This window comes from Bosea sp. AS-1, assembly GCF_002220095.1.
GTDB lineage: Bacteria > Pseudomonadota > Alphaproteobacteria > Rhizobiales > Beijerinckiaceae > Allobosea.
In genome coordinates this window covers 1,777,713-1,795,427 of the sequence record NZ_CP022372.1, presented here as the reverse complement: position 1 = coordinate 1,795,427, position 17,715 = coordinate 1,777,713, and the positions used below count along the sequence as shown (strand labels likewise).

22 protein-coding genes are annotated in these 17,715 nt (G+C 64.8%); 14 read left to right on the top strand and 8 right to left on the bottom strand.

Annotation, left to right across the window (positions count from 1 at the left end; genetic code table 11):
- Positions 1–125: 125 nt before the first annotated feature.
- From CE453_RS29450 to CE453_RS10190, 6 genes are all read left to right on the top strand, one after another.
- Entirely contained in the window at positions 126–251 is a 126-nt protein-coding gene (locus tag CE453_RS29450; RefSeq protein ID WP_282568778.1) for a hypothetical protein, read from the top strand.
- A gap of 8 nt (positions 252–259) precedes the next feature.
- A complete protein-coding gene (locus tag CE453_RS10210) occupies positions 260–547 on the top strand; it encodes a hypothetical protein (RefSeq protein ID WP_089174491.1) in 288 nt (95 codons plus the stop codon).
- Positions 544–813, top strand: a complete 270-nt coding sequence (locus CE453_RS10205) for a DUF1488 family protein (RefSeq protein WP_089174490.1) — start codon at positions 544–546, stop codon at positions 811–813. The genes CE453_RS10210 and CE453_RS10205 overlap by 4 nt, the downstream gene beginning before the upstream one ends.
- Before the next feature lie 656 nt (positions 814–1,469).
- Complete coding sequence (locus CE453_RS10195) at positions 1,470–1,730, top strand: hypothetical protein (RefSeq protein WP_089174488.1); 261 nt, start codon at positions 1,470–1,472, stop codon at positions 1,728–1,730.
- A gap of 272 nt (positions 1,731–2,002) precedes the next feature.
- Positions 2,003–2,158 (top strand): hypothetical protein, encoded by a 156-nt coding sequence (locus CE453_RS28510; RefSeq protein WP_157732978.1) that lies wholly within the window; start codon positions 2,003–2,005, stop codon positions 2,156–2,158.
- Positions 2,155–2,376, top strand: a complete 222-nt coding sequence (locus CE453_RS10190; RefSeq protein WP_349236643.1) for a DUF4167 domain-containing protein — start codon at positions 2,155–2,157, stop codon at positions 2,374–2,376. The genes CE453_RS28510 and CE453_RS10190 overlap by 4 nt, the downstream gene beginning before the upstream one ends.
- Positions 2,377–2,449: 73 nt before the next feature.
- Here the strand turns inward: CE453_RS10190 and CE453_RS10185 are convergent, their stop codons facing one another.
- The 8 genes from CE453_RS10185 to CE453_RS10155 form a co-directional block, all read right to left on the bottom strand.
- A complete protein-coding gene (locus tag CE453_RS10185; RefSeq protein ID WP_089174486.1) occupies positions 2,450–2,662 on the bottom strand; it encodes a hypothetical protein in 213 nt (70 codons plus the stop codon).
- Between the two features lie 57 nt (positions 2,663–2,719).
- The gene (locus CE453_RS10180) at positions 2,720–2,950 is read right to left on the bottom strand and encodes a hypothetical protein (protein WP_089174485.1); all 231 of its coding nucleotides are present in this window, start codon (positions 2,948–2,950) and stop codon (positions 2,720–2,722) included.
- Positions 2,947–4,323 (bottom strand): glycoside hydrolase family 130 protein, encoded by a 1,377-nt coding sequence (locus tag CE453_RS10175; RefSeq protein ID WP_089174484.1) that lies wholly within the window; start codon positions 4,321–4,323, stop codon positions 2,947–2,949. The genes CE453_RS10180 and CE453_RS10175 overlap by 4 nt, the downstream gene beginning before the upstream one ends.
- Positions 4,324–4,362: 39 nt before the next feature.
- Positions 4,363–6,630, bottom strand: coding sequence for a glycosyltransferase family 4 protein (locus tag CE453_RS10170; protein ID WP_089174483.1), 2,268 nt, complete (start codon positions 6,628–6,630; stop codon positions 4,363–4,365).
- The gene (locus CE453_RS10165) at positions 6,627–7,586 is read right to left on the bottom strand and encodes a class I mannose-6-phosphate isomerase (protein ID WP_198302309.1); all 960 of its coding nucleotides are present in this window, start codon (positions 7,584–7,586) and stop codon (positions 6,627–6,629) included. Before CE453_RS10165 ends, CE453_RS10170 begins: the two co-directional genes overlap by 4 nt.
- 302 nt (positions 7,587–7,888) lie before the next feature.
- Positions 7,889–8,146, bottom strand: a complete 258-nt coding sequence (locus CE453_RS10160; protein WP_089174482.1) for a hypothetical protein — start codon at positions 8,144–8,146, stop codon at positions 7,889–7,891.
- A 1-nt stretch (position 8,147) separates the two neighbouring features.
- Positions 8,148–8,285: a hypothetical protein gene (locus CE453_RS28930; RefSeq protein ID WP_198302308.1), complete on the bottom strand. Its 138-nt coding sequence runs from the start codon at positions 8,283–8,285 to the stop codon at positions 8,148–8,150.
- A 123-nt stretch (positions 8,286–8,408) separates the two neighbouring features.
- On the bottom strand, positions 8,409–8,762 hold the full coding sequence (locus CE453_RS10155) for a hypothetical protein (protein WP_089174481.1): 354 nt from the start codon (positions 8,760–8,762) through the stop codon (positions 8,409–8,411).
- Positions 8,763–9,178: 416 nt separating this feature from the next.
- Between CE453_RS10155 and CE453_RS10150 the strand changes: the two genes are divergently transcribed.
- From CE453_RS10150 to CE453_RS10115, 8 genes are all read left to right on the top strand, one after another.
- Complete coding sequence (locus CE453_RS10150) at positions 9,179–9,637, top strand: hypothetical protein (protein ID WP_157732977.1); 459 nt, start codon at positions 9,179–9,181, stop codon at positions 9,635–9,637.
- A 9-nt stretch (positions 9,638–9,646) separates the two neighbouring features.
- On the top strand, positions 9,647–11,053 hold the full coding sequence (locus tag CE453_RS10145; protein ID WP_089174479.1) for an exonuclease domain-containing protein: 1,407 nt from the start codon (positions 9,647–9,649) through the stop codon (positions 11,051–11,053).
- Positions 11,054–11,165: 112 nt separating this feature from the next.
- The gene (locus CE453_RS10140) at positions 11,166–12,164 is read left to right on the top strand and encodes a hypothetical protein (protein WP_089174478.1); all 999 of its coding nucleotides are present in this window, start codon (positions 11,166–11,168) and stop codon (positions 12,162–12,164) included.
- Between the two features lie 120 nt (positions 12,165–12,284).
- Positions 12,285–13,205 carry a hypothetical protein gene (locus CE453_RS10135; RefSeq protein WP_089174477.1) on the top strand — a complete coding sequence of 307 codons (921 nt, stop codon included), beginning with the start codon at positions 12,285–12,287 and terminating at the stop codon, positions 13,203–13,205.
- Between the two features lie 123 nt (positions 13,206–13,328).
- Positions 13,329–14,327, top strand: a complete 999-nt coding sequence (locus CE453_RS10130) for a hypothetical protein (protein ID WP_089174476.1) — start codon at positions 13,329–13,331, stop codon at positions 14,325–14,327.
- Between the two features lie 153 nt (positions 14,328–14,480).
- A complete protein-coding gene (locus tag CE453_RS10125) occupies positions 14,481–15,377 on the top strand; it encodes a hypothetical protein (RefSeq protein ID WP_089174475.1) in 897 nt (298 codons plus the stop codon).
- 123 nt (positions 15,378–15,500) lie between these two features.
- Entirely contained in the window at positions 15,501–16,442 is a 942-nt protein-coding gene (locus CE453_RS10120) for a hypothetical protein (protein WP_089174474.1), read from the top strand.
- Positions 16,443–16,450: 8 nt separating this feature from the next.
- A complete protein-coding gene (locus tag CE453_RS10115; protein WP_089174473.1) occupies positions 16,451–17,653 on the top strand; it encodes an AAA family ATPase in 1,203 nt (400 codons plus the stop codon).
- Positions 17,654–17,715: the final 62 nt, after the last annotated feature.

Below are 17,715 nucleotides of genomic sequence, written 5' to 3'. Positions count from 1 at the left end.
CATAGCTCCTTGCCTTGTAAAGCCATCTTACGCACACCATTTTAAATCAATCTCGAAACGCATCGGGAATTTACTTCAGGGAATTTGCGCGAGGCGCCCCGATGTGGGCAAAACGGAGCCCGGCCATGACAAATATTTCCGGCCACTGGTTCATTTATCGCGTTTGGGCCGCAGACCGCTATCTGGTTTGGATCGCGCATGGTGGCCTCATCGCCGCGTTCGCACTGGTCTTCGCCCTCGTGCTGAAATGATGCCTTCCATGGAACCGCATCTGGAAAAGGCTCGGCTTGCAGCCGCAGGCTATGCTCCAGCGCCGGAGGCCTCGGCCCTGATCTATGGAATGATCGGCATGGCGCTCTTCAGCGTCGGCATGTGGGGAGCGGGCAGGTTCTATGACCTGCCGCTGATACCCCACTTGTCGTTGGTTGTTGTCGGCTCGCTGATCGCGTTTCCCGTTGGCATCTGGCTACGAAAGAAGCGGAAGCGGCGCCATGTCGAGGCCTATCAGGCTGAGCTGGTGCGTCTTGGCGGGGGGCACCGGTCATGAGCATCGACTTTCCCAACTCGATCCGGCGTTACGAACCTGGCCGGGGCTGCGTAAGCTTCTGGGGCTCTGAAGCGTCATTGGAAGTCATGTTCCAGATCGAGCTCGACGTTCTGCGGACTTTAAGCCCCGCTGTCATCGACGGAAGCGAGGGTTCGTTCCTTGTCGCATTCGACCTCAATCGCTCAGCCATATTGCAGGCCGCTCGCTCCGCCTATCTGAAGAAGCGCGGGGGCTATCATCGGCTCTCGGCCGACGCCTTCCGCTAGCAAGGGCCGGGAGGCTATCGGCCGCGCGTAGCGGATCAGCGCGGGCGGCAGGTGGGTTTCGGCCTGCCTCACATGGCGACTTCGCCTTTGTCCGGCCATCGTCAATCGCAGGAGCGCGCGACATCATGAGCGAACGGCGAGAGCTATATCGCAGTCCCACCGGCGACTGCTGGTTTCTGGGGCGGGAGCCGACGAGCGGTTCAGCATTCGTGATCCATCAACCGAATGGTCCGGGAGGTGGCCAGCTGTCGCATATCGAATTGGGAGCCTTCCTCGTCTCAGGAAAGTCGGACCGTCCCGAGCAACAGTCCTTGCTCCGCCTCATCGGGACGCTCGTCGATGTACCTCCCTACGCAAATCGGACGTGACGTCGTGATACGGGCGACCAGCCAAGTTATTGGCACGGCGTCGCGGCGTTTTTTGTAAAACGCACTCACCGAAACTTGATTTAAGCTTCGTTTTTTTGCGTTGTAAAATAATTCTGCAAATTTCGCTGAATCTCTGACGCCTTCAGCAAAATCAGAAGCTCACAATACCTAAAACGTGACTTGCGACGCGCATCGAAAGAGCGCTCAGTTCAGCTACAGTTGTCTCCATACCGCTTCTGGAAATGACCGTCGTGGCGCCACTGACGCCACCAAGCGGAGACACAAACCATGCTCAACGGAACCGGCTCGGTCGCTTTACGCAGTGGCCGAAGGCTGCCCGCCAAATATCAGTTTGGCACGCATCAGGAGCATCATTGGGTCGGATATCTGATTTGCGATACGGAATTTGTCGATCCGAGCGAGTTTTCCTACAAAATTCTCCTTCAATGCGAAGGTGGCATAGCGGTTGAACTCGCCGTTACCGACTGGACAGACCAGTATATGGCAGTCGTGGGGCGCCCGTTACCGGAGTTCGATCAAGTCGCTTGAACGAAGATCGTGGATCGAGCGGCGTCAGCTTTGTCGCTGGATTGCTCCGAAGCGCGTTGCCGTTCGACTTGGTATCACAGGGACGTCAAACGGCCACAATGATCGTCCAGTAATAAACGATCGACGGAGTCGTTTATCTGGCATCGCGAAATCGCGGTTTGCCCGACTTCTTTTCTCTTTCGACATCGCTCGCCGCTTTGCGGCATCCGCTGCCGGCATGATGCCGGCCGTTTGACACGTCGCGTGGCCGAGCCGCGCGCTATGGGATTCACATGAACAAAACCATCGACAAGAACAAAAAAGAACACGGTATCGGTAAGGCAGCGCCAGCACCTTTGTCTCCGCGCCCCTCGCCGATCTGCAAACCCGTTTCCGGCGGTCTCTCGCGCGCTGAATTGCGTGAGATCGTCGCTGAGATCCTGGGTTGAGGGGGAGAAGAACCATGAATCTGAATCATCGCGAGCGACGCCCTCAGAATCGAGGTGGCCGGGTCGAGGCACCGCGAGCGCCCGACCTTCAAGCCAGATACGAGCGAACGCTCACCCTCGCACGCGGGTCGGAAATGATCGGCGACAAAGTTGAAGCCGAGCGCTTCTATCAGCAGGCCGATCACTATCGTCGCCTGTTGAACAACCAAGCCGCTTAGCGGGAGTCAGGTCTGCTCCGGCTGACGATCGACGATCGCGATACCACCATGCCGCGCTGCGAGCCCAGCGGCTTCACGGTAGATTCTTCGACGGGATCGTCGCGCGATCTGAGCGCTCGTCAGCCTCCTTGCGCAGCCGCTGTTCCTTCAGCCGGGCCGTCTTCGCGTCGCGCTCCTGGTTGAGGCTTTCAGTCTCCGACAGAAGGCGATTCCGCGACAGCGATTGAGTCTGCGTCTTCAGGAACGCAGCCTCCGCCTGGGTCCGGGATTTTGAGTGCTCGGTCATTCTGCTTTCCTCCTGATGGGCGGCTACAGCCGCCGCTCCGCCCGGTCTCGCTCCGGATCATCCCCTAGAGCCGGGTACCGGCGATTTAGCCTTTGCTTTTGAAACGATGATCTGGTCGTGCCCGATCGCCCTTTCGCGGCCGTCGATGCCTCGAACCCGATAATGACGCTCACCGCTCTCCCGCGCCGGCATCACGCGAATAATCTCGTAATCGCCCTCTCCAGAGCGATCGGCGAAGCCGAACGACAGGCGCACGGTGTCGCCGACCTTGATGGGACGTTCGGTCATGGCTTTTCGCTTTCGAGAGCGGGCTGTCCGGCGGAAAGCCGCTTGTCTTTGTCGGGCGCATTTGTGATTGCGCAGCCCGGCTCCATCGCTTCCAGCAGTGCTGCGACCTTCACCGTGGCGAAATGGCAGAAGGTGTCCGAGACCGCATATGGCAGGACGATCATGTCGCTGTGGCGTATCGCGCCGCAGGTGTAGACGACGTTCGGTACGTAGCCCTCCCGTTCCGAGGACTCGGGCTGGACGAAAGGCTGGCGCAGGCGCCCCAGCGCTTTCGAAGGGTCCGCCTTGTCGAGCAGGACCGCACCGATCGTGTATTTTCGCACCGCCCCGACGCCGTGGATCAGGAGCAGCCAGCCCTCGTCGAGCTCGATCGGCGAGCCGCAGGTGCCGATCTGCACGAACTCCCACGGGTATTGCGGCTTCAGGATCGCGACGCCGCCGTTCCAGCTCAGGAGGTCGTCCGAATAGATCAGGTAGAGGTTTTCATTGTCCTGCCGGGAGATCATCGCGTAGCGACCGCCCAGCTTGCGCGGGAACAACGCCATGCCCTTGTTCACGGCGGCGGAGCCTCGCAGCGGAGACAGCCGGAACGACAGGAAGTCGCGGGTCTCGATCAGCTCCGAGCGGATCGACCGGCCGTTATAGGCCGTATAGGTAGCACGATAGACGGTGCCGTCATCCTCCTCGAACGCGACGAAGCGCGCGTCCTCGATGCCGTTCGACTGCGACGCGGTCACGGGAAAGATCACCCGCTCGCTGATGTCGCTGTCGGCCGCGAAGACGACCTCGACGTCCTCGCCATCGAGCCGCGCCATCCGGTTGTGCAGGGTGGCGATCGTCGCCAGGCGCGAGGTTGGGTCGATGCTGACGCCACCACCGGCCGCGATCGATCCGGAGCGGAATGTCAGGGACGAGATGTGCCCCTCGCCAACCGCGCGAACGCTGAGGATGAAGCGAAGCCCGCCGGCTGGAGCATCGGACTGGTCGGGATGCGCGACAATGCTCGGGTTGAAGAGCGCTGCCGCCTCGAACGAATACTCGTGCAGGAAATAGGCCCCGACCAGCTGGCGCTGGACCTTGGTGAAGGCGCCGTGAGCGGCGAAGGCATCCTCCATCTCATCGGCACGCGTCTCGAACCGCTCCAGCAGGTTGCGGTGCCGGCCGTTGAAATTCTCCAGCACCTCGGCAAGCAGGTTCGTCGCCTCCTCCGGGGCGAGCGACAGAACCCGGTCGACGATGTGGTTCGCCTTCGCCTTCTCGGCGGGAATGAAATCCCGTGGCTCGCCCGCGGGGCCGAACCGACGCACGACGACCCGGGAGGGGTCGGGATGCAGGTACAGGGTCTGCCGGTTCAGGAAACTGGGCTGGGACAAGATGTCCGCCGATCTGTTTTGAGCAAGGTCGCCGAAAGCTCAGGCGTGCAAGATACGAAGTGGCGTTAGTTTCGGGCGATCCCCGCTGACGCGGGCAAGCTGGCGAATCTCGGCGAGGCTGAGCAGGTACGATACGACGGATTCACCGCCGCGGTTCTCATTTGGCCGATCGCGATGGAGGCCGTCGCGGCAGGCCCCGGTATCCAGGTCGACCAGGGGCGTGGAGAGGTCATTGTCGCCCAGGAACCAGGCGAAAGCGCGCGCAGCTTCGTTACGCCATTGCGGATTGCCATCGGCGCGCCAGGCTGCGAGGCAGGCCGAAATCGCCGCCGTCGCTTCCAGCGGCTGCTGGTCGAAAGCCTTCGGCGTGCTGCGCCTGTCGCCAAAGCTCTCCGAGCCGACCGGCCTGAACAGGCCTGCCCGCGTCGTCTGGAGATGCGTGAGCCAACGCAGCGAGCGCAGCCCGGCCTCGACATAGGCCGGCACCTTTATCGCGAGCCCCGTCGCGATCAGCGCTTGGGGCAGGCGCGCGTTATCATAAGAGAGCCCGTCCTCGAACCAGACCCAGTCCGGCGTTTCGGCCGCTGCGAGGAGGCCAAGCAGGCGGTCGGCGAGAAGCGTACGGAGCGAGGTGGCAGCCGCCGTGGTGCAATGGGCATCGAGGCCCAGCAAGGCAAAGGCCCAGGCGCGCGGGGAACTGAAACGCTCGATGGCTGTCAAGGCTTCGGCGAACAGGGCTGCCGCCCATCGCCGCCGCGAAGCGCTCGCATCATCGCGCGCGCAGACACCCAACGCCCAGAGTGTGCGCCCGTGGCTGTCTTCCGACCCGGCTTCCTCGAGCCAGCGCCGATCGAAGCTCATGAAATTGCGGAAGCGCTGCCGATCGGGATTCCAGGCGTGCTGCACGAATGAGGCGAAGCGCGCCGCGAGCGCGTCCGGCAGGCGCGACTCGCCGGTGCCGTTCAGGGCACAGGCCAGGAGCAGAGCGCGAGCATTGTCATCAACGCAATAGCCATGCGAGCGGTCCGGCACGGAATGGACGGCATGCTGGAACAACCCGGTATCGTCGCACATGGACAGAAGGTGGCCGGTCTGCATCTCCGGCGGCGGGACCGTTGTCGGCAGGGCCCTCGGCTGGCTTGAGCCCGCAACAGCGCTCAGCACACGACCGCGGCGGGCCGTCTCGAAGGTGGCGAGATAGCGTTTCGCGGTCCGCTCCCAAGTCATCGAACGGCTGCTCGCATAGGCGCGCAGCCTCATAGCCTGGCGCCTGGGCGCATCGGTCAGCAAGCCTGCAATCTCGTTACCGATGGCGACGACATCGCCGAACGGCACCAGGATGCCGCGCCCGTCCGCAAGCAATTCCCTGGCGTGCCAATAGGGCGTCGAAACCACGGCCTTGCCCAGCCCGAAACTGTAAGACAACGTGCCCGACGTCATCTGCGCCTCGTTAAGATAAGGCGTGACATAGACATCGCACATCGAGATGAAGCCGAGCAGCGTCGCCTGATCGACGAACTGGTCAAGGAAGACGACGTGGTCCTCGACCCCGAGCTCGCGCACACGCGCCATCAGGCTTTCGCGATAGGCCTCGCCATGCTCACGGACGAGATGAGGATGCGTCGCGCCCAGAACGACATACATTGCATCGGGGCGGCGCCTCAGGATCGAAGGCATCGCGTCGATCATCACCTCGATGCCCTTGTTGGGCGACAGCAGGCCGAAAGTCAGGATGACGGAGTGGCCGCCGAAGCCCAGCCTTTCCTTGGCTTCATCGGGCTCGACAAAGGCAAATTCGGGAATGCCGTGCGCGATCACCTCGATCTTATCCGCCGGCAATCGATAGACGGTCCGCAACAGGTCGCGCCCCTTCTCCGCCATGACGACCACGCGAGCCGAGGCATCGACGATCCGTTCCATAACGTCGCGCTGCGCAGCATCGGGTTCGGCCAGGAGCGTGTGCAGTGTCGTGACCACGGGCATGGTCAGGCGCGACAGTAGCGCCATGATGTGGCTCCCGGCCTCGCCACCGAAGATACCGAATTCGTGCTGGAGGGAGACGACGTCGAAGCGGCCCTCGTTCAAGAAGTCGGCGGCACGCGCATAGTCTTCGAGCCGCTGGTCGGAAATCTGGCAGTGCACGGAAAACGGATAATCGTAGCTCTCGGCATGGTCATTCATGGCGACGATGGAGGTGTCGACATCGGAGGATGCGATCGCCTGCTGTAGATCGGTGGTGAAGGTCGCGATCCCGCAGCGTCGGGGCAGCGAGTTGCCGATGAAGGCGATACGTTTGGTCGGGCTCATGATCGTGCCTCCTTGGACGGGACTGGCGAATTCAAAACGGCCTGAGGCGGCCCGGTCGGCGGTGAAACCGTCTCGCGGAACCGGGGCATGTCGTCGCCGTCGACACGGCGCAGGAGATCCCGGCTGGGTGCCGCCTCGTCATAGGCGACGAGGCAGGACATGCCGGCTTCGCCCGGCACGATGCGAGCGCTCTGAGCCTCGATGAAGCAGCCCTGACCGACGCCGATTTGGAGCGCGCCGATCGTGGCATCGCCGGCGATGGCGAGCACCCAAGTCTCGCATCGGACATCGAGCTCCCAGACCGATCCGGCAGGCAGATCAACCCGTTCGAAAACGAAATGAGGGTTTGCGACGAGCACGGTCCGGACGTCATTCAGGCGCCGCGGCGGTATGGTTCGTTTGGTGGGGCCTGCATCAGCGACCGCAACGCCTTGCTCGATGTGCAGTTCGCGGGCCCGGCCGTGGTCGAAAAGCCGGAACGTCGTGTCGCTGCGCTGCTGGATCTCGACGAGCACGAGACCTGCGCCAATCGCGTGGATCGTCCCGGCCGGGACGGCGATGACCTCCCCCGCATGCGGCTTATGCCAGGCGACAAGCTGGGCGATCGAGCCATCGGCAATGGCCGCCCGCAATTGCTCCGGGGGAACGACTGCCTTGAGTCCCACTCCGACCGTGGCGTCAGAGGCCGCGGACAGGATGTACCAGGCTTCGGTCTTGCCGCGCGGCAGACCCATCCCATGGGCGGCGGCATCGTTCGGATGCACCTGGATCGACAAAGCTTCCTGCGTGAACAGAAGCTTGAGCAGCAAGGCTGGCTCCGGCCCATGCTTGTCGCAGCGCTGGAACCAGAGTTCGCCAATTGGAACGCTGGAATGCCCTGTTCCGCTCCAGGGAAGCAGGTCAGTCGATCCCCAGGGCTTGGAAAACATCTCGATGCAGGCTTGTTCGAGCGCCATTATAGGGCTCCTGGTTCGTACGGCCGGAAATCGACCGACGGATCGTCGCGCGCCGGCCTTGGGCAGCGGCGGTTCGTGGGGGCGCCGGCGCACGCAATCGCGTATCGCGAGTTGCGTCGGCTGGTTGGCACGCGTCAGAAGGGCGTCAGCCGCACTCCCGGTTTTGAAGCAATTTTCCGAACGATCGGGCCGCTCGACGCAGCCTCGAAACGCGCCAGAGCTCAGATGAGGCGTCAAATGCGCCGCCGCGACAGCATGCTGGATCAGCGAAGGCCGTCGCGTGGCCTCCTCGCGAGGTCGTTCTAAGCGCTGATATCAGCCTCCAACGCGCTGGCCAGTTCGCCCGGGCTCACCGTGAACACCTGGGAACTGCCAGACGAAGACAACGACGGCGTGTGCAGCATGGTGGCGATCTGGCGGTAAGCGAGGAACGAGGTGGCTCGAATCTCCTCCTCGTCGACCACAACGCGGTAGGTGCCGGCAGGCTGCATATGGTCGATCGCGCTCAATCTGAAGGGCTTCCTGAACGTGACCGTGGTTTCCCGGCTACGAATGTTCACGTCAGCTCTTCTTCTTCGGCTTTCCCGCAAGTTCGAGCGCTACCGGCAGACCCTTCGCCGATACGGGCACTGCCGCCGCTTCCTTTTTCTTCTTGGGCTTCTTGGCCTCTCGGTTGCCGCGCATCTGTCCCTTGGCCATATGAAACTCCTCTTGCCGAGCAGGGCGGCGACATGAGCGCCACCATTTCCACGCTGCTCACGCGGAATGGCTCATGATCGACGGACGATGTCGCTGCGTACGGCTGTCGCCGTTGCGATCGTCTCAGGTCTTGGACATGCCAAGCGTTTCGGCGCAGGCCTTGGCGACGGCCGAGTCCGGCGACGTGCTGCCGATCATCGTGGCCCAGCCGCCCTTGGCGATGAAATCGCCCTGGCTCCACGAACTGATCTTCTTCAGCTCGGCGAGGGCGGCATCGGCATTGGGTTGCTTTTGAAAGTTGCTCACGCAGATCGGGGACAAGGCCGCGACAACGGCATTCTCAGCCCGGAGCTTCGCGACACGTTCGCTCGACGAAGCGGTGGACCACCCACCCCAGGTGAAGCCGAGAACGGCAAGGGCAACAGCGCCGCCAACGGCGCCCCAGATGGTAGGTTTGGTTTGAGAGGGGATTTTCATGGAAAATCCTTCCGGTTTGCGGAAGAAAAGCCTCCCGTGAAATAATCTATCATATAATTAGAAAATAATCCTGTTTATTTATCTCGCAAAGGCGAGGCCGAATATTATTTTCGTTTCGCGATCTACGTACTTTCCTGATGCCGAAAATTTTGCTTCGGCTGCAGGGAAATCGGATCATATGGTTCCCAAGCCTTGCTCATTCGAGATGATGCGCTTGCCGGCCACATCGCGCTGCCCGGAAGCAGACCTTCCAGATGTCAGCTAAGGGCCAGGTTAGCGCCTTCGCTTGAGCCGAACGCGCAGCTTTAGATCAGTCCATATAGGAGGAGACAGGCGAATTTCGGAACCCATGTCTGGGAACCCCCGGGAATCTGAGCCGACGCGCCGTTCCGGGTCATTCCAGCACGGGTGATTTGATGAGCAGGATGAATGGAGCGACTTTTGCCGCCGACGACGAGGCACGGCCGACGGCCGCGGATCTGGGACGATACGAGCGCACCTATGCGCAACTGGGCAACAACGGCGCCCGCTACTTCATGCTGTGGCAGCTCTCGACGGCCCATGCGATGCTGCTGGAGCAGGAAGGCGATCGGATCCATCCCGAATTCGGCGGCCTCAACGGCCGGCAGCTTGCCGAAGGCGCGAGGGCTCAGGCCCGCTTCTTCGCATTCATGGTCGCCGAGCCGCCGGCCCGGAGTGAGGAGGACCTCGAGCGCAAGATCACGACCTATGAGGCAATGATCTTCCAGGAGGACGAGATGCGCCGCTCGCATGCGGCGGTCATGGTCGAGACCGCCATGCATGTCGACGCGCGCAGGCTCGGCATCAATCTCAGAAAGCTGCCGATCGATGCCGCCACGACGAGCCGGCACTGAGAGGCGGCCATGTCCTATATCGTCTACGACCTCGAAACCTCCGGCCTGGCGCCGCAGTGGAACGTACCGCTTCAGGCGGCGCTGATCCACTGCGACGACAACCTCCAGCCGCTCAGCGAGCTCTCGCTGCGCTGCCGGCTTCCGGCCCATATCGTGCCGGCGCCGGGCGCGCTGTTCACCACCGGCATCGGCCCGGCTCAGCTCGAGCAGGCGCCGATGTCGAGCACGGAAATGCTCATCGCCATCGCAAAGGCGCTGTCTGCCTGGGCGCCGTCGACCGTGATCGGCTACAACACGATCCGGTTCGACGAGGAGATGCTGCGGCACGCGTTCTTCACGCATCTCTTGCCGCCGTACGCGACCCAGCTTGGCGGTCATCGCCGGGCCGACCTGTTGACCATGGTCAGGGCGGTAGCAATGCTGGAGCCCCAGGCCATCACCGTGCCCATAAACCCGATCGGCAAGCCGAGCTTCAAGCTCGGCGATATCTGCAGGTCGAACGGCATCGCGCTGGCCGAGGATGAGGCGCATGACGCCCTGGCGGATACGCGAGCGACGCTCGCCCTGTTCCGGCACCTGCGCCAGGTCGCGCCCGCAGCGGTCGCGATGATGCTCGACAACGCCGACAAGGCCACCCCGAACCGGATGCTCGCCGGCGGCGAAGTCCTGCTCCTTGGCGGCGCCTCGAAGCTGAGCCCGATCGTCGGCATCACGCCGAACCCGACGGTCGCGACCTCCTGGGCGACGGTAGACCTGACCATCGACCCGGCAAGCTATCTCAACGGCAGCGCGGAGGAGATCGCAAAGCTCCTCTCCGGCCCAGGCCCGCGCCCGGTCAGGCTAGTGCGGACCAATGCCCAGCCGATCCTGCTGGCCTATGCGCAGGGCTGCCACGCCCTGCCGCCGGACCTCCGCGATGACGTACTCTACCACGAGCGGGCGGCATATGTCCGCGACCACGCCGGATTCCGGTCCAGCCTCGCTGCCGCAATGGCAAATCGCTTCGCCGATCGCGAGCCGTCGCCCTATCCGGAGGCGAGCCTCTACGGTGGCGGATTCCTCTCAACCGAGGATGCCCGGCTGAGCGCCCGCTGGCACGCTTCGCCCTGGCAGGATCGCCCGGCCATTGCGGCACAGTTTCGAGACGAGCGGCTGAAAGCCTTTGCAAATCGGTTGATGCTGCTGGAGGCGTCGCAGGACATGTCCCCGGTCGCCTGGCAGAAGGAGCAGGCCTGGCTGCGCGAGCGCCTGACCACCGAGGCCGCGGTGCCGTGGCTGACCTTGCCGATGGCGCTGCGGCAGGTCGGCGAGCTGCGTGCCGGGCTTGCCGAGGACGAGGTCGGCCGCCGCGCCCATCTCGATGAAATCGACCGGTGGCTCCGCCAACGCAGCCAGTACTTCCAGCTGGCGGTCTGACGGAAGCCATCTGCCCTGACGACGAAGGCGCCCCGACCGGGCGCCTTTTCCATGTTGGGATCGAGAGGGAAGCGCAGCCGGGATGGCTGTAACCCCAATGAAAGTTCGGAAGATGACGAAGATGAATGAGGGCGGCCGCTCGCTCGCCCCGCGCGCGAGCAAGGCGATCGACGAGCAGGCGGAGACCGCCCTGCACGATCCCATCACGGTGGCGATGGAGACTGCCGCCGGGGATGGTCCGAGCGTGGCCGAGCTGGTCGCCTTCCGGCGCCAGCAGCTCGATCTCAAAAATGCAGCGCGGAACGCCAAGAACCTGCATTCGGAGGAGTTCAGGGTTTGGCTCTCGCGCGAGAGCGGCGACGATGTCGGCGAGGCCGTCTGCGGTGGGCTCGAGATCATGAGCATCAGCCTGATTGCGCTTGTCGCGCTCTGGCCGGCCGACGATCTCGACGCGGCAGAAGCAAAGCTCGCGCTCGATGCGAGGACCGGCGTGCAGTTGCACAAGCGCGAGAAGGACTTCGATAGCAGCATGGACGCGAACACCGCCCGGCGGATCCGCTGGCGGCGTGGCGCCTTCGCGGTGCCGTCGCTGATCCTGCCGCCGGCGCCGGCTGCGCCGCAGTCGGATGATCGTGGCCTCGCATCCTGGCCGCTGGAGCGCTTCGACCTGGTCGAGCATCTGCCGAGACGCGGCGGACCGCCTGCCTTCGCCGACCGGCAGGTGCTCGAATGGTCCCGCTTCGCCCGATCCGCGCCCGACCTCGATGCGCTTCTGCAGCGCGCGGCAAAAATGTTCGAGACCTGTGACCGCCTGCTCGAACTCGCCGGGCGCGGTCCTGCCAACGCCAGAGAGTTGACGGTGGCTGCCGAGGGCGCCCGGCTGATGGGATACCTCGCCGCCTGCCAGGTCATGATCTGGCCTGTCCACAACAGGGACGCGCTTGCAACCAAGAAGCAGGTCGTCGCGCTGATCAACAGGCGCGGCGAGGCTGGCGACCCTCCGGCGATGCAGTCGGCAGTCCGGCACGCCGCGGCCGAGGCGGCGTGGATCAAGACGCTGCCGTACGACGCCCGTGATCGTCTCGTCTTCGACTGGAACGAGCTGGTCTGACCGGACGCCAAAGAGAAGAGCATGAGGGAGGCGTCCGGGATCGGACGCCTTTCTCGATTCCAGGACCGAGGGAACGCGCAGCCACGTGGCTGTCACCCCCAAGGAACTGGGACGACTGACATGAAGACCACCACCACGCCCTCGCTTGCCGACATCGCGCTCGAGCTGCCGCTACGACGCGTCACCGACGACCTCTCCGCCTTCACCGACCGCCTGTCGCTGTCGGCGGGCGCGGAGAAGGGCTACGCCAGCTTCGCCGCGGAGACCTTCCCGGTCGGCGAGATGACCGAGCGCGCCATCGGCCACGCTGTCGAGATCACCCGCTTCCTCGCGCTCGCCGGCACGTCCGAAAGGGCGCAGGTCGCGTACTTCTTCGACATGCTGGTCGCGCTCCTGCTGCTCAACAATGCCGCGATGATCACCGTCGCGCTCACGCCACCGCGCCTGCCGGCCGACTTCGCCGCGCGTCAACGCGTCCTCGGCGATGTCATCGCGGCGGTCGGTGGCGATACCGGCTTCGCGGAGATCGCTCGTAAGGCCTTCGTCTATGGCGAGATCGGCGAACCCGCCGCGGTCGAGACGGTATTCCATGCAGCGACGGTGCCCGCTCTGGACGATACGCGTGATGGCCGCCCGACTGTCCTCGGCCTGGAGCAGGGTCTCAGCCTGATGGCCTTCCTGCGCGAACAGGCCTCGCCTGCGATCCTGGTCGAGCGCGCGGCCTTGCAGCTCGACGACGCCAACCGCTTCGCGCGGACGATCGAGGAGGATGCCGATCTCGATCCCGAGCGTCTCGACCGGCTTCAGCGCGCCTGCCACGGCGCGAACCTGCTGGCGGCGGCCGATCTAGCGCGGTCCTGCCTGATCGACGCGGTCACGGCCGGGGACCAAACCGTCCGGCGCCGGAACGAGGAGCAGTCGCTGCGCCTCGTCGAACAACGGCTGCGGGACATCGTGATCTTCGCTGGCGTGGCAGCCGATCGCCTCGGAGAGCTTCGTCGCATGCAACAGGAGACGGCCGATCGGTTCAAGCCGCTCTGATCCGGACTGGATCAGGCTCGGAGCATGCCGGGAGGGCGCCGCGGACCGCGGTGCCCTTTCGCGATTCCAGAGGCCGGACGAGGGCGTAGCCGACAGGGCTATGACCCACATGGAAAGCAAGACATGACCAGGAACGATTCTCGCGGCCCGCTGGCGCCGCACGACAATGCAAATGGTGGCCAGGATGGTCCGGCCGAGCTCATCCGTGATCCTCTGGCAGCGATCGCGGGGAGCATCAGTGACGATCCGTCGGTCGCGGAGCTGATCGCATTCCGGCGCAGCACGCCTGACCTTCAGGCTGTCGCGATCGACGCGAAGCGCTGTGGCGATGAGGCCGGGAGGCTGCTGCCCGGCAGCCATCACCCCGATCCGCACAACCGGGCCTGGGTCGCGCTCGCCATCGCCGGGCTCTCCTGCAGCGCGATCGTGGCGATCTGGCCCTGCGACACCGTTCACGACGCGCACGCCAAAATGGCGCTGGCAGAGGCCAGCGTTCTCCACGGTGACGATGCCGAGCGTGGCGAGGCCGCTATGCTCGATGTCACGGGCGCGACCCGGATCCGGATTCAGCGCGCAGCCTATGCGGTCGATCCGCTGATGGTGCCGCCGGGGCCCGCCGCCCCGTCCCAGGGGGATCGGGGCCTGGCGCACTGGCCGATCCGGCACTTCGATCTCGCCGATCTGACCCCGCCCTCGGCCGGAGACATCCTGCTCTCGCCCCGGGAGGTCGCCCGTTGGGGCCTGTTCCTGAAAGCGCAGCCGTCCTTCGAGGGCCGGCTTGCACGGGTCGAGCAGATGTTCGCGATTGCCGATCGCCTGCGGGTCCTGGCGCGGCAGGCGGAAGATGGCGCGCGCGATCTCCGCTGGGCCTGCGAGGGCGCGCTCATCCTGGCCTACATGGCCGCGGCGCAGATCGCGATCTGGCCGGCGCTGAAGCACTCGCCGGAAGCGCAGGCGAAGGAACGGCTCGTCACCGTCATCAACGCGCGCGCCAGCCGCGGCGATCCCGCGCACATGCAGGCGGCTATCCGGCATCTCGTCACGGAAGCCGCCTGGCCGGCCCATGGCTGGCGCCCCACCGCCACGGTCGTGGCTGAGCCGGACTGGATCCCGATCGTCTAGGCCAGTTCGAGGCGACCACACCATAGGTCTTCCGAGGAAGGGGTGGCGCCGCGCGGTGCCGCCCCTTTCGCGTTTGGTCCAGGCAAATGGGGAAGAGGGACAGGAGGAAGGGCGCTGCAGAGAGCAGATCACCCCTCATGAAAGAGCATTCCCGTGAAAATCAGCAAAACCGCCGACATCGCAGCGGCCTGGCGTTCGGCCGCTGCCGACGCCCCGCTCGTCGGCATTATCGACGAACTCGAGGCTCTCGAGTTCCTTGGCGACGAGGATCAATCTCTTCTTCGGCGGTGCGCTTCCGTTTGGCGCGAGCGTCCGTCGTTGCTGCCGATCCGGGCGCGAGCCTGCTTTCATGCCGCGCAGATCGAGGACCTCCTGTCGGCCCTCCGCGACGGCACCGTCACGGTCGACGACCTCAAATCCGATGCTGTCCGGGCCTGGGCGATCCTGATCAACGCGGGCAATATCGCGACGATGCTGATCGCGCCGCGCGGCGATGGGGATTATCGCGCACGCGCCGATCTGCGGCGCGCCTTGCGCCATCAGGCCCGCCGTTCGGGCGAGCCTGACCTCGCCTGTCGCGTCAGCCGGATGTGCGGCGGCGACTTCGTCGCGCTCAGCGAGGACGGGATGAGGCCGGCCAGGCTGCCGAAGATCCGGGCCGAACACTGCCTCAGCGCCGCGGCGGGCGAGCCGGCGGTATATCCAGCCGCGATGGCCCGGTCGCTGCAGCTTTGGCTCGCGACGCCGGTCGACCTCGCCGACGCCTTCGACGGTGCACGCACGCTGCTGCGGCAGGTTGATGTCTGGCGGCGCCTCCAGGGCAAGATTGCGGATTCTTCGCTTCTCGATGATGCCATCCGGGGGGCGGAGCTTCTCGCCTATTCTCGGCTTGCCCGGATCGGCGTGTGCCGGGCACTCGACGACGACGACCTCGCCATCAAGCGAGCCACCCTCGACCTGATCGCGCCGCGCGCCCGTGATCCCGATCCCATGCGCGCCGCGATCGAATGGGCCGTCGATCTCGGCAAGACGGTCAGCGATCCCGCCTGATCGTACCAGATACCAATCCCGAAAACGGAAAGGGCGCGCCTCCCCGGCGCGCCTTTCGGCATGACGACAGGGGAAGAGGCGAAGGGGCGGAAGAGCCGACCCCAGGGAAACAGGTTCAAGACCATGACCGATACCACCGCACCGACCCTGCGCGACCTCGTCTTCACGACCGACAGCGTGCCCGTCATCGACGAGCTCGCCGCGCTCGACGCTCTTCTGCCGGAGATGTCCGACGAACTTGAGCGTCACGCCACCTTGCTCGAACGGCTCCCGCCGCTCCTCGACCTGCGTGGCCGCGCAATCGTCCACGCCCGCGATTATCAGCGCTTCCTGACCCTCGCCGAAGCAGATCCCTCGGCGTTGGAGTACATGATCAACATCGGCAATGCGCTCGCGCTCCTCGCGCATGCCGGCGAGATCGCGATGCTGCTCGTCCCGCCGGGCTCGCCCGAGGACCACTTCGCCAGGGCCATGCTCGCGAAGGAGCGAGGCGAGCAGTATCGCAAGGGTGACGGTGTCCATGATGCCAAGCTAATCGAGCGCGCGCTGCGGAGATCCTTCGCCGACAGCCATCCGCGTCTCGTGATTGGATCGTGCATTCCGCCTGGAATGGAGGAGGCCGCCCAGCGCTTCAGCGGTGCCGTGCTGCCGCAGCCGGGCGCCGGCGATGGCAGCGGCCCCGACGTCTATCATCTCGAACATGGACTGGCGCTGGAAACCTGGTTCGACGATCCGCCTGATCTCGCTCTCCTGCTCGACGAGACGAGGACCCTGCTCTCGAGCATCGAGGCTTGGTCGCAGGCCGAGCCTCCATCTCCGTTCTGGTACGGCGCCCGGCGCGGCGCCCTCATCCTCGCCTATGCACGCCTCTGCCGGATCGGGCTCTGGCCAGCCCGCAGTTCCGACGATCTGATCGTGAAGATGGAGGTCGAGCGGCTGATCACCGAGCGTGCCGGTGACCCCAACGCGATGCGGGCCCTGGTCGAGATCGCGCTCAGTGTCGGGCGCCGCATCGCCAAGCAGAGCGGGCGCTTCGTGACCGTTCTCGGCGGCGTCGAGCTGTGAGCGTTGTGATGACGAACATATCATCCCCCGCTGCCGAATTCCTCGAGCACCGGCGCATGCTCAACCTGCAGTTCCTGCTCGATCATCTGCGGGACCAGCGTCCGGATCAGAGGATGCCCGAGCTGCAGGCTGAGCCTGCCCGCGATGAACCGGCCCCGGCCGGCGCGCCGATCGGGCCCTCGGTTGCGATCTTCGACAGAGCCGCCCTGCTCGTGCAGATCAGGCTCGCCCGTCCTGGCGATGACTTCGTCGAGGGTGGGCCGTCCCCGCCCTCCGCCTCCAGCGACGAGCAGACGCGGCTGGAGCAATTGCGCACGCTCCTGCACGAGGAAGCGCTGCGTCGCCTCGTCGTCGCCGAAGACAGTACGCGTGATCGTCTCGGCCGGCTGCGCGAGGAGTGTCCTGGCTTTGTGGAGGTCATCGCCCTGGTCGAACGGGCCGCCGCACTCTCCGCCATCGCCGGCACCGGCATCGCCTTCCCGCCGACCCTGCTCGTCGGCCCGCCAGGCCTGGGCAAGACCCACTTCAGCCGCCGGCTCGCCGCCGCACTCGGCGTTGAGCAGCATACCTTCAGCTGCGCGACCAACTCCGATGCACAGGCCCTCCTCATCGGCCATCCGCCGACCTGGCGCGGCGCAAGGATGGGCGTGCTCACCGAGGCGGTCCTGGGTGGAGAAACCGGCAATCCGCTCATCGTTCTCGACGAGGTCGACAAGTTCATGACCCATTCGAGCGAAAAGCCCTACAACGCGCTTCTGAACCTGCTCGAGCCGGAAAACGCCTGCGCCCTCGTCGACGAATATCTGCGCGTGCCGTTCGATCTCTCGCGCTGCCTCGTCCTGGCGACGGCGAACGATCTCGATGCGCTGCCAAGCTTCATCCAGGACCGGTTCCTGATCGTGACGATCACGCCGCCCGACGGCGCCATGCTGCGCGCGATCGCGGGCCGCATCGCCGCCGAGATCATCGCCGCCCACGGCGATGCCTTCGCCCAACCGGACGAAGCCGTCCTGGCGCGGCTCGCCGGCACCAACCCGCGCGGCACCCGCCGGCTCGTCACCCTCGCGCTCGGCTTCGCCGCCCAAGACGGGAGGCGGCATCTGACCGTCGCCGATGTCACTGCTGCGGAGGCCATTACCGACAAGCAGGGCGCGAGGGAGCCGATCGGGTTCATCCGGCCAAAGCGGAGAGGCGAAGGGAAACGAGGGTGAGAACGGGAATGCCCCCCGGGAAACCTCGGATGACAGAATACGGTAGGAAGACGACCAGGACG

Bases quoted from the DNA above. Each gene is read 5' to 3' on its own strand.
- CE453_RS29450 (WP_282568778.1), top strand. From the start codon at position 126: ATGACAAATATTTCCGGCCACTGGTTCATTTATCGCGTTTGGGCCGCA.
- CE453_RS10155 (WP_089174481.1), bottom strand. From the start codon at position 8,762: ATGAAAATCCCCTCTCAAACCAAACCTACCATCTGGGGCGCCGTTGGC.
- CE453_RS10120 (WP_089174474.1), top strand. From the start codon at position 15,501: ATGACCGATACCACCGCACCGACCCTGCGCGACCTCGTCTTCACGACC.
- CE453_RS10165 (WP_198302309.1), bottom strand. From the start codon at position 7,586: ATGGCGCTCGAACAAGCCTGCATCGAGATGTTTTCCAAGCCCTGGGGA.
- CE453_RS10170 (WP_089174483.1), bottom strand. From the start codon at position 6,630: ATGAGCCCGACCAAACGTATCGCCTTCATCGGCAACTCGCTGCCCCGA.
- CE453_RS10210 (WP_089174491.1), top strand. From the start codon at position 260: ATGGAACCGCATCTGGAAAAGGCTCGGCTTGCAGCCGCAGGCTATGCT.
- CE453_RS10135 (WP_089174477.1), top strand. From the start codon at position 12,285: ATGAAGACCACCACCACGCCCTCGCTTGCCGACATCGCGCTCGAGCTG.
- CE453_RS10130 (WP_089174476.1), top strand. From the start codon at position 13,329: ATGACCAGGAACGATTCTCGCGGCCCGCTGGCGCCGCACGACAATGCA.
- CE453_RS10195 (WP_089174488.1), top strand. From the start codon at position 1,470: ATGCTCAACGGAACCGGCTCGGTCGCTTTACGCAGTGGCCGAAGGCTG.
- CE453_RS10140 (WP_089174478.1), top strand. From the start codon at position 11,166: ATGACGAAGATGAATGAGGGCGGCCGCTCGCTCGCCCCGCGCGCGAGC.
- CE453_RS28930 (WP_198302308.1), bottom strand. From the start codon at position 8,285: ATGGCCAAGGGACAGATGCGCGGCAACCGAGAGGCCAAGAAGCCCAAG.
- CE453_RS10115 (WP_089174473.1), top strand. From the start codon at position 16,451: ATGACGAACATATCATCCCCCGCTGCCGAATTCCTCGAGCACCGGCGC.
- CE453_RS10180 (WP_089174485.1), bottom strand. From the start codon at position 2,950: ATGACCGAACGTCCCATCAAGGTCGGCGACACCGTGCGCCTGTCGTTC.
- CE453_RS10205 (WP_089174490.1), top strand. From the start codon at position 544: ATGAGCATCGACTTTCCCAACTCGATCCGGCGTTACGAACCTGGCCGG.
- CE453_RS10150 (WP_157732977.1), top strand. From the start codon at position 9,179: ATGAGCAGGATGAATGGAGCGACTTTTGCCGCCGACGACGAGGCACGG.
- CE453_RS28510 (WP_157732978.1), top strand. From the start codon at position 2,003: ATGAACAAAACCATCGACAAGAACAAAAAAGAACACGGTATCGGTAAG.
- CE453_RS10185 (WP_089174486.1), bottom strand. From the start codon at position 2,662: ATGACCGAGCACTCAAAATCCCGGACCCAGGCGGAGGCTGCGTTCCTG.
- CE453_RS10145 (WP_089174479.1), top strand. From the start codon at position 9,647: ATGTCCTATATCGTCTACGACCTCGAAACCTCCGGCCTGGCGCCGCAG.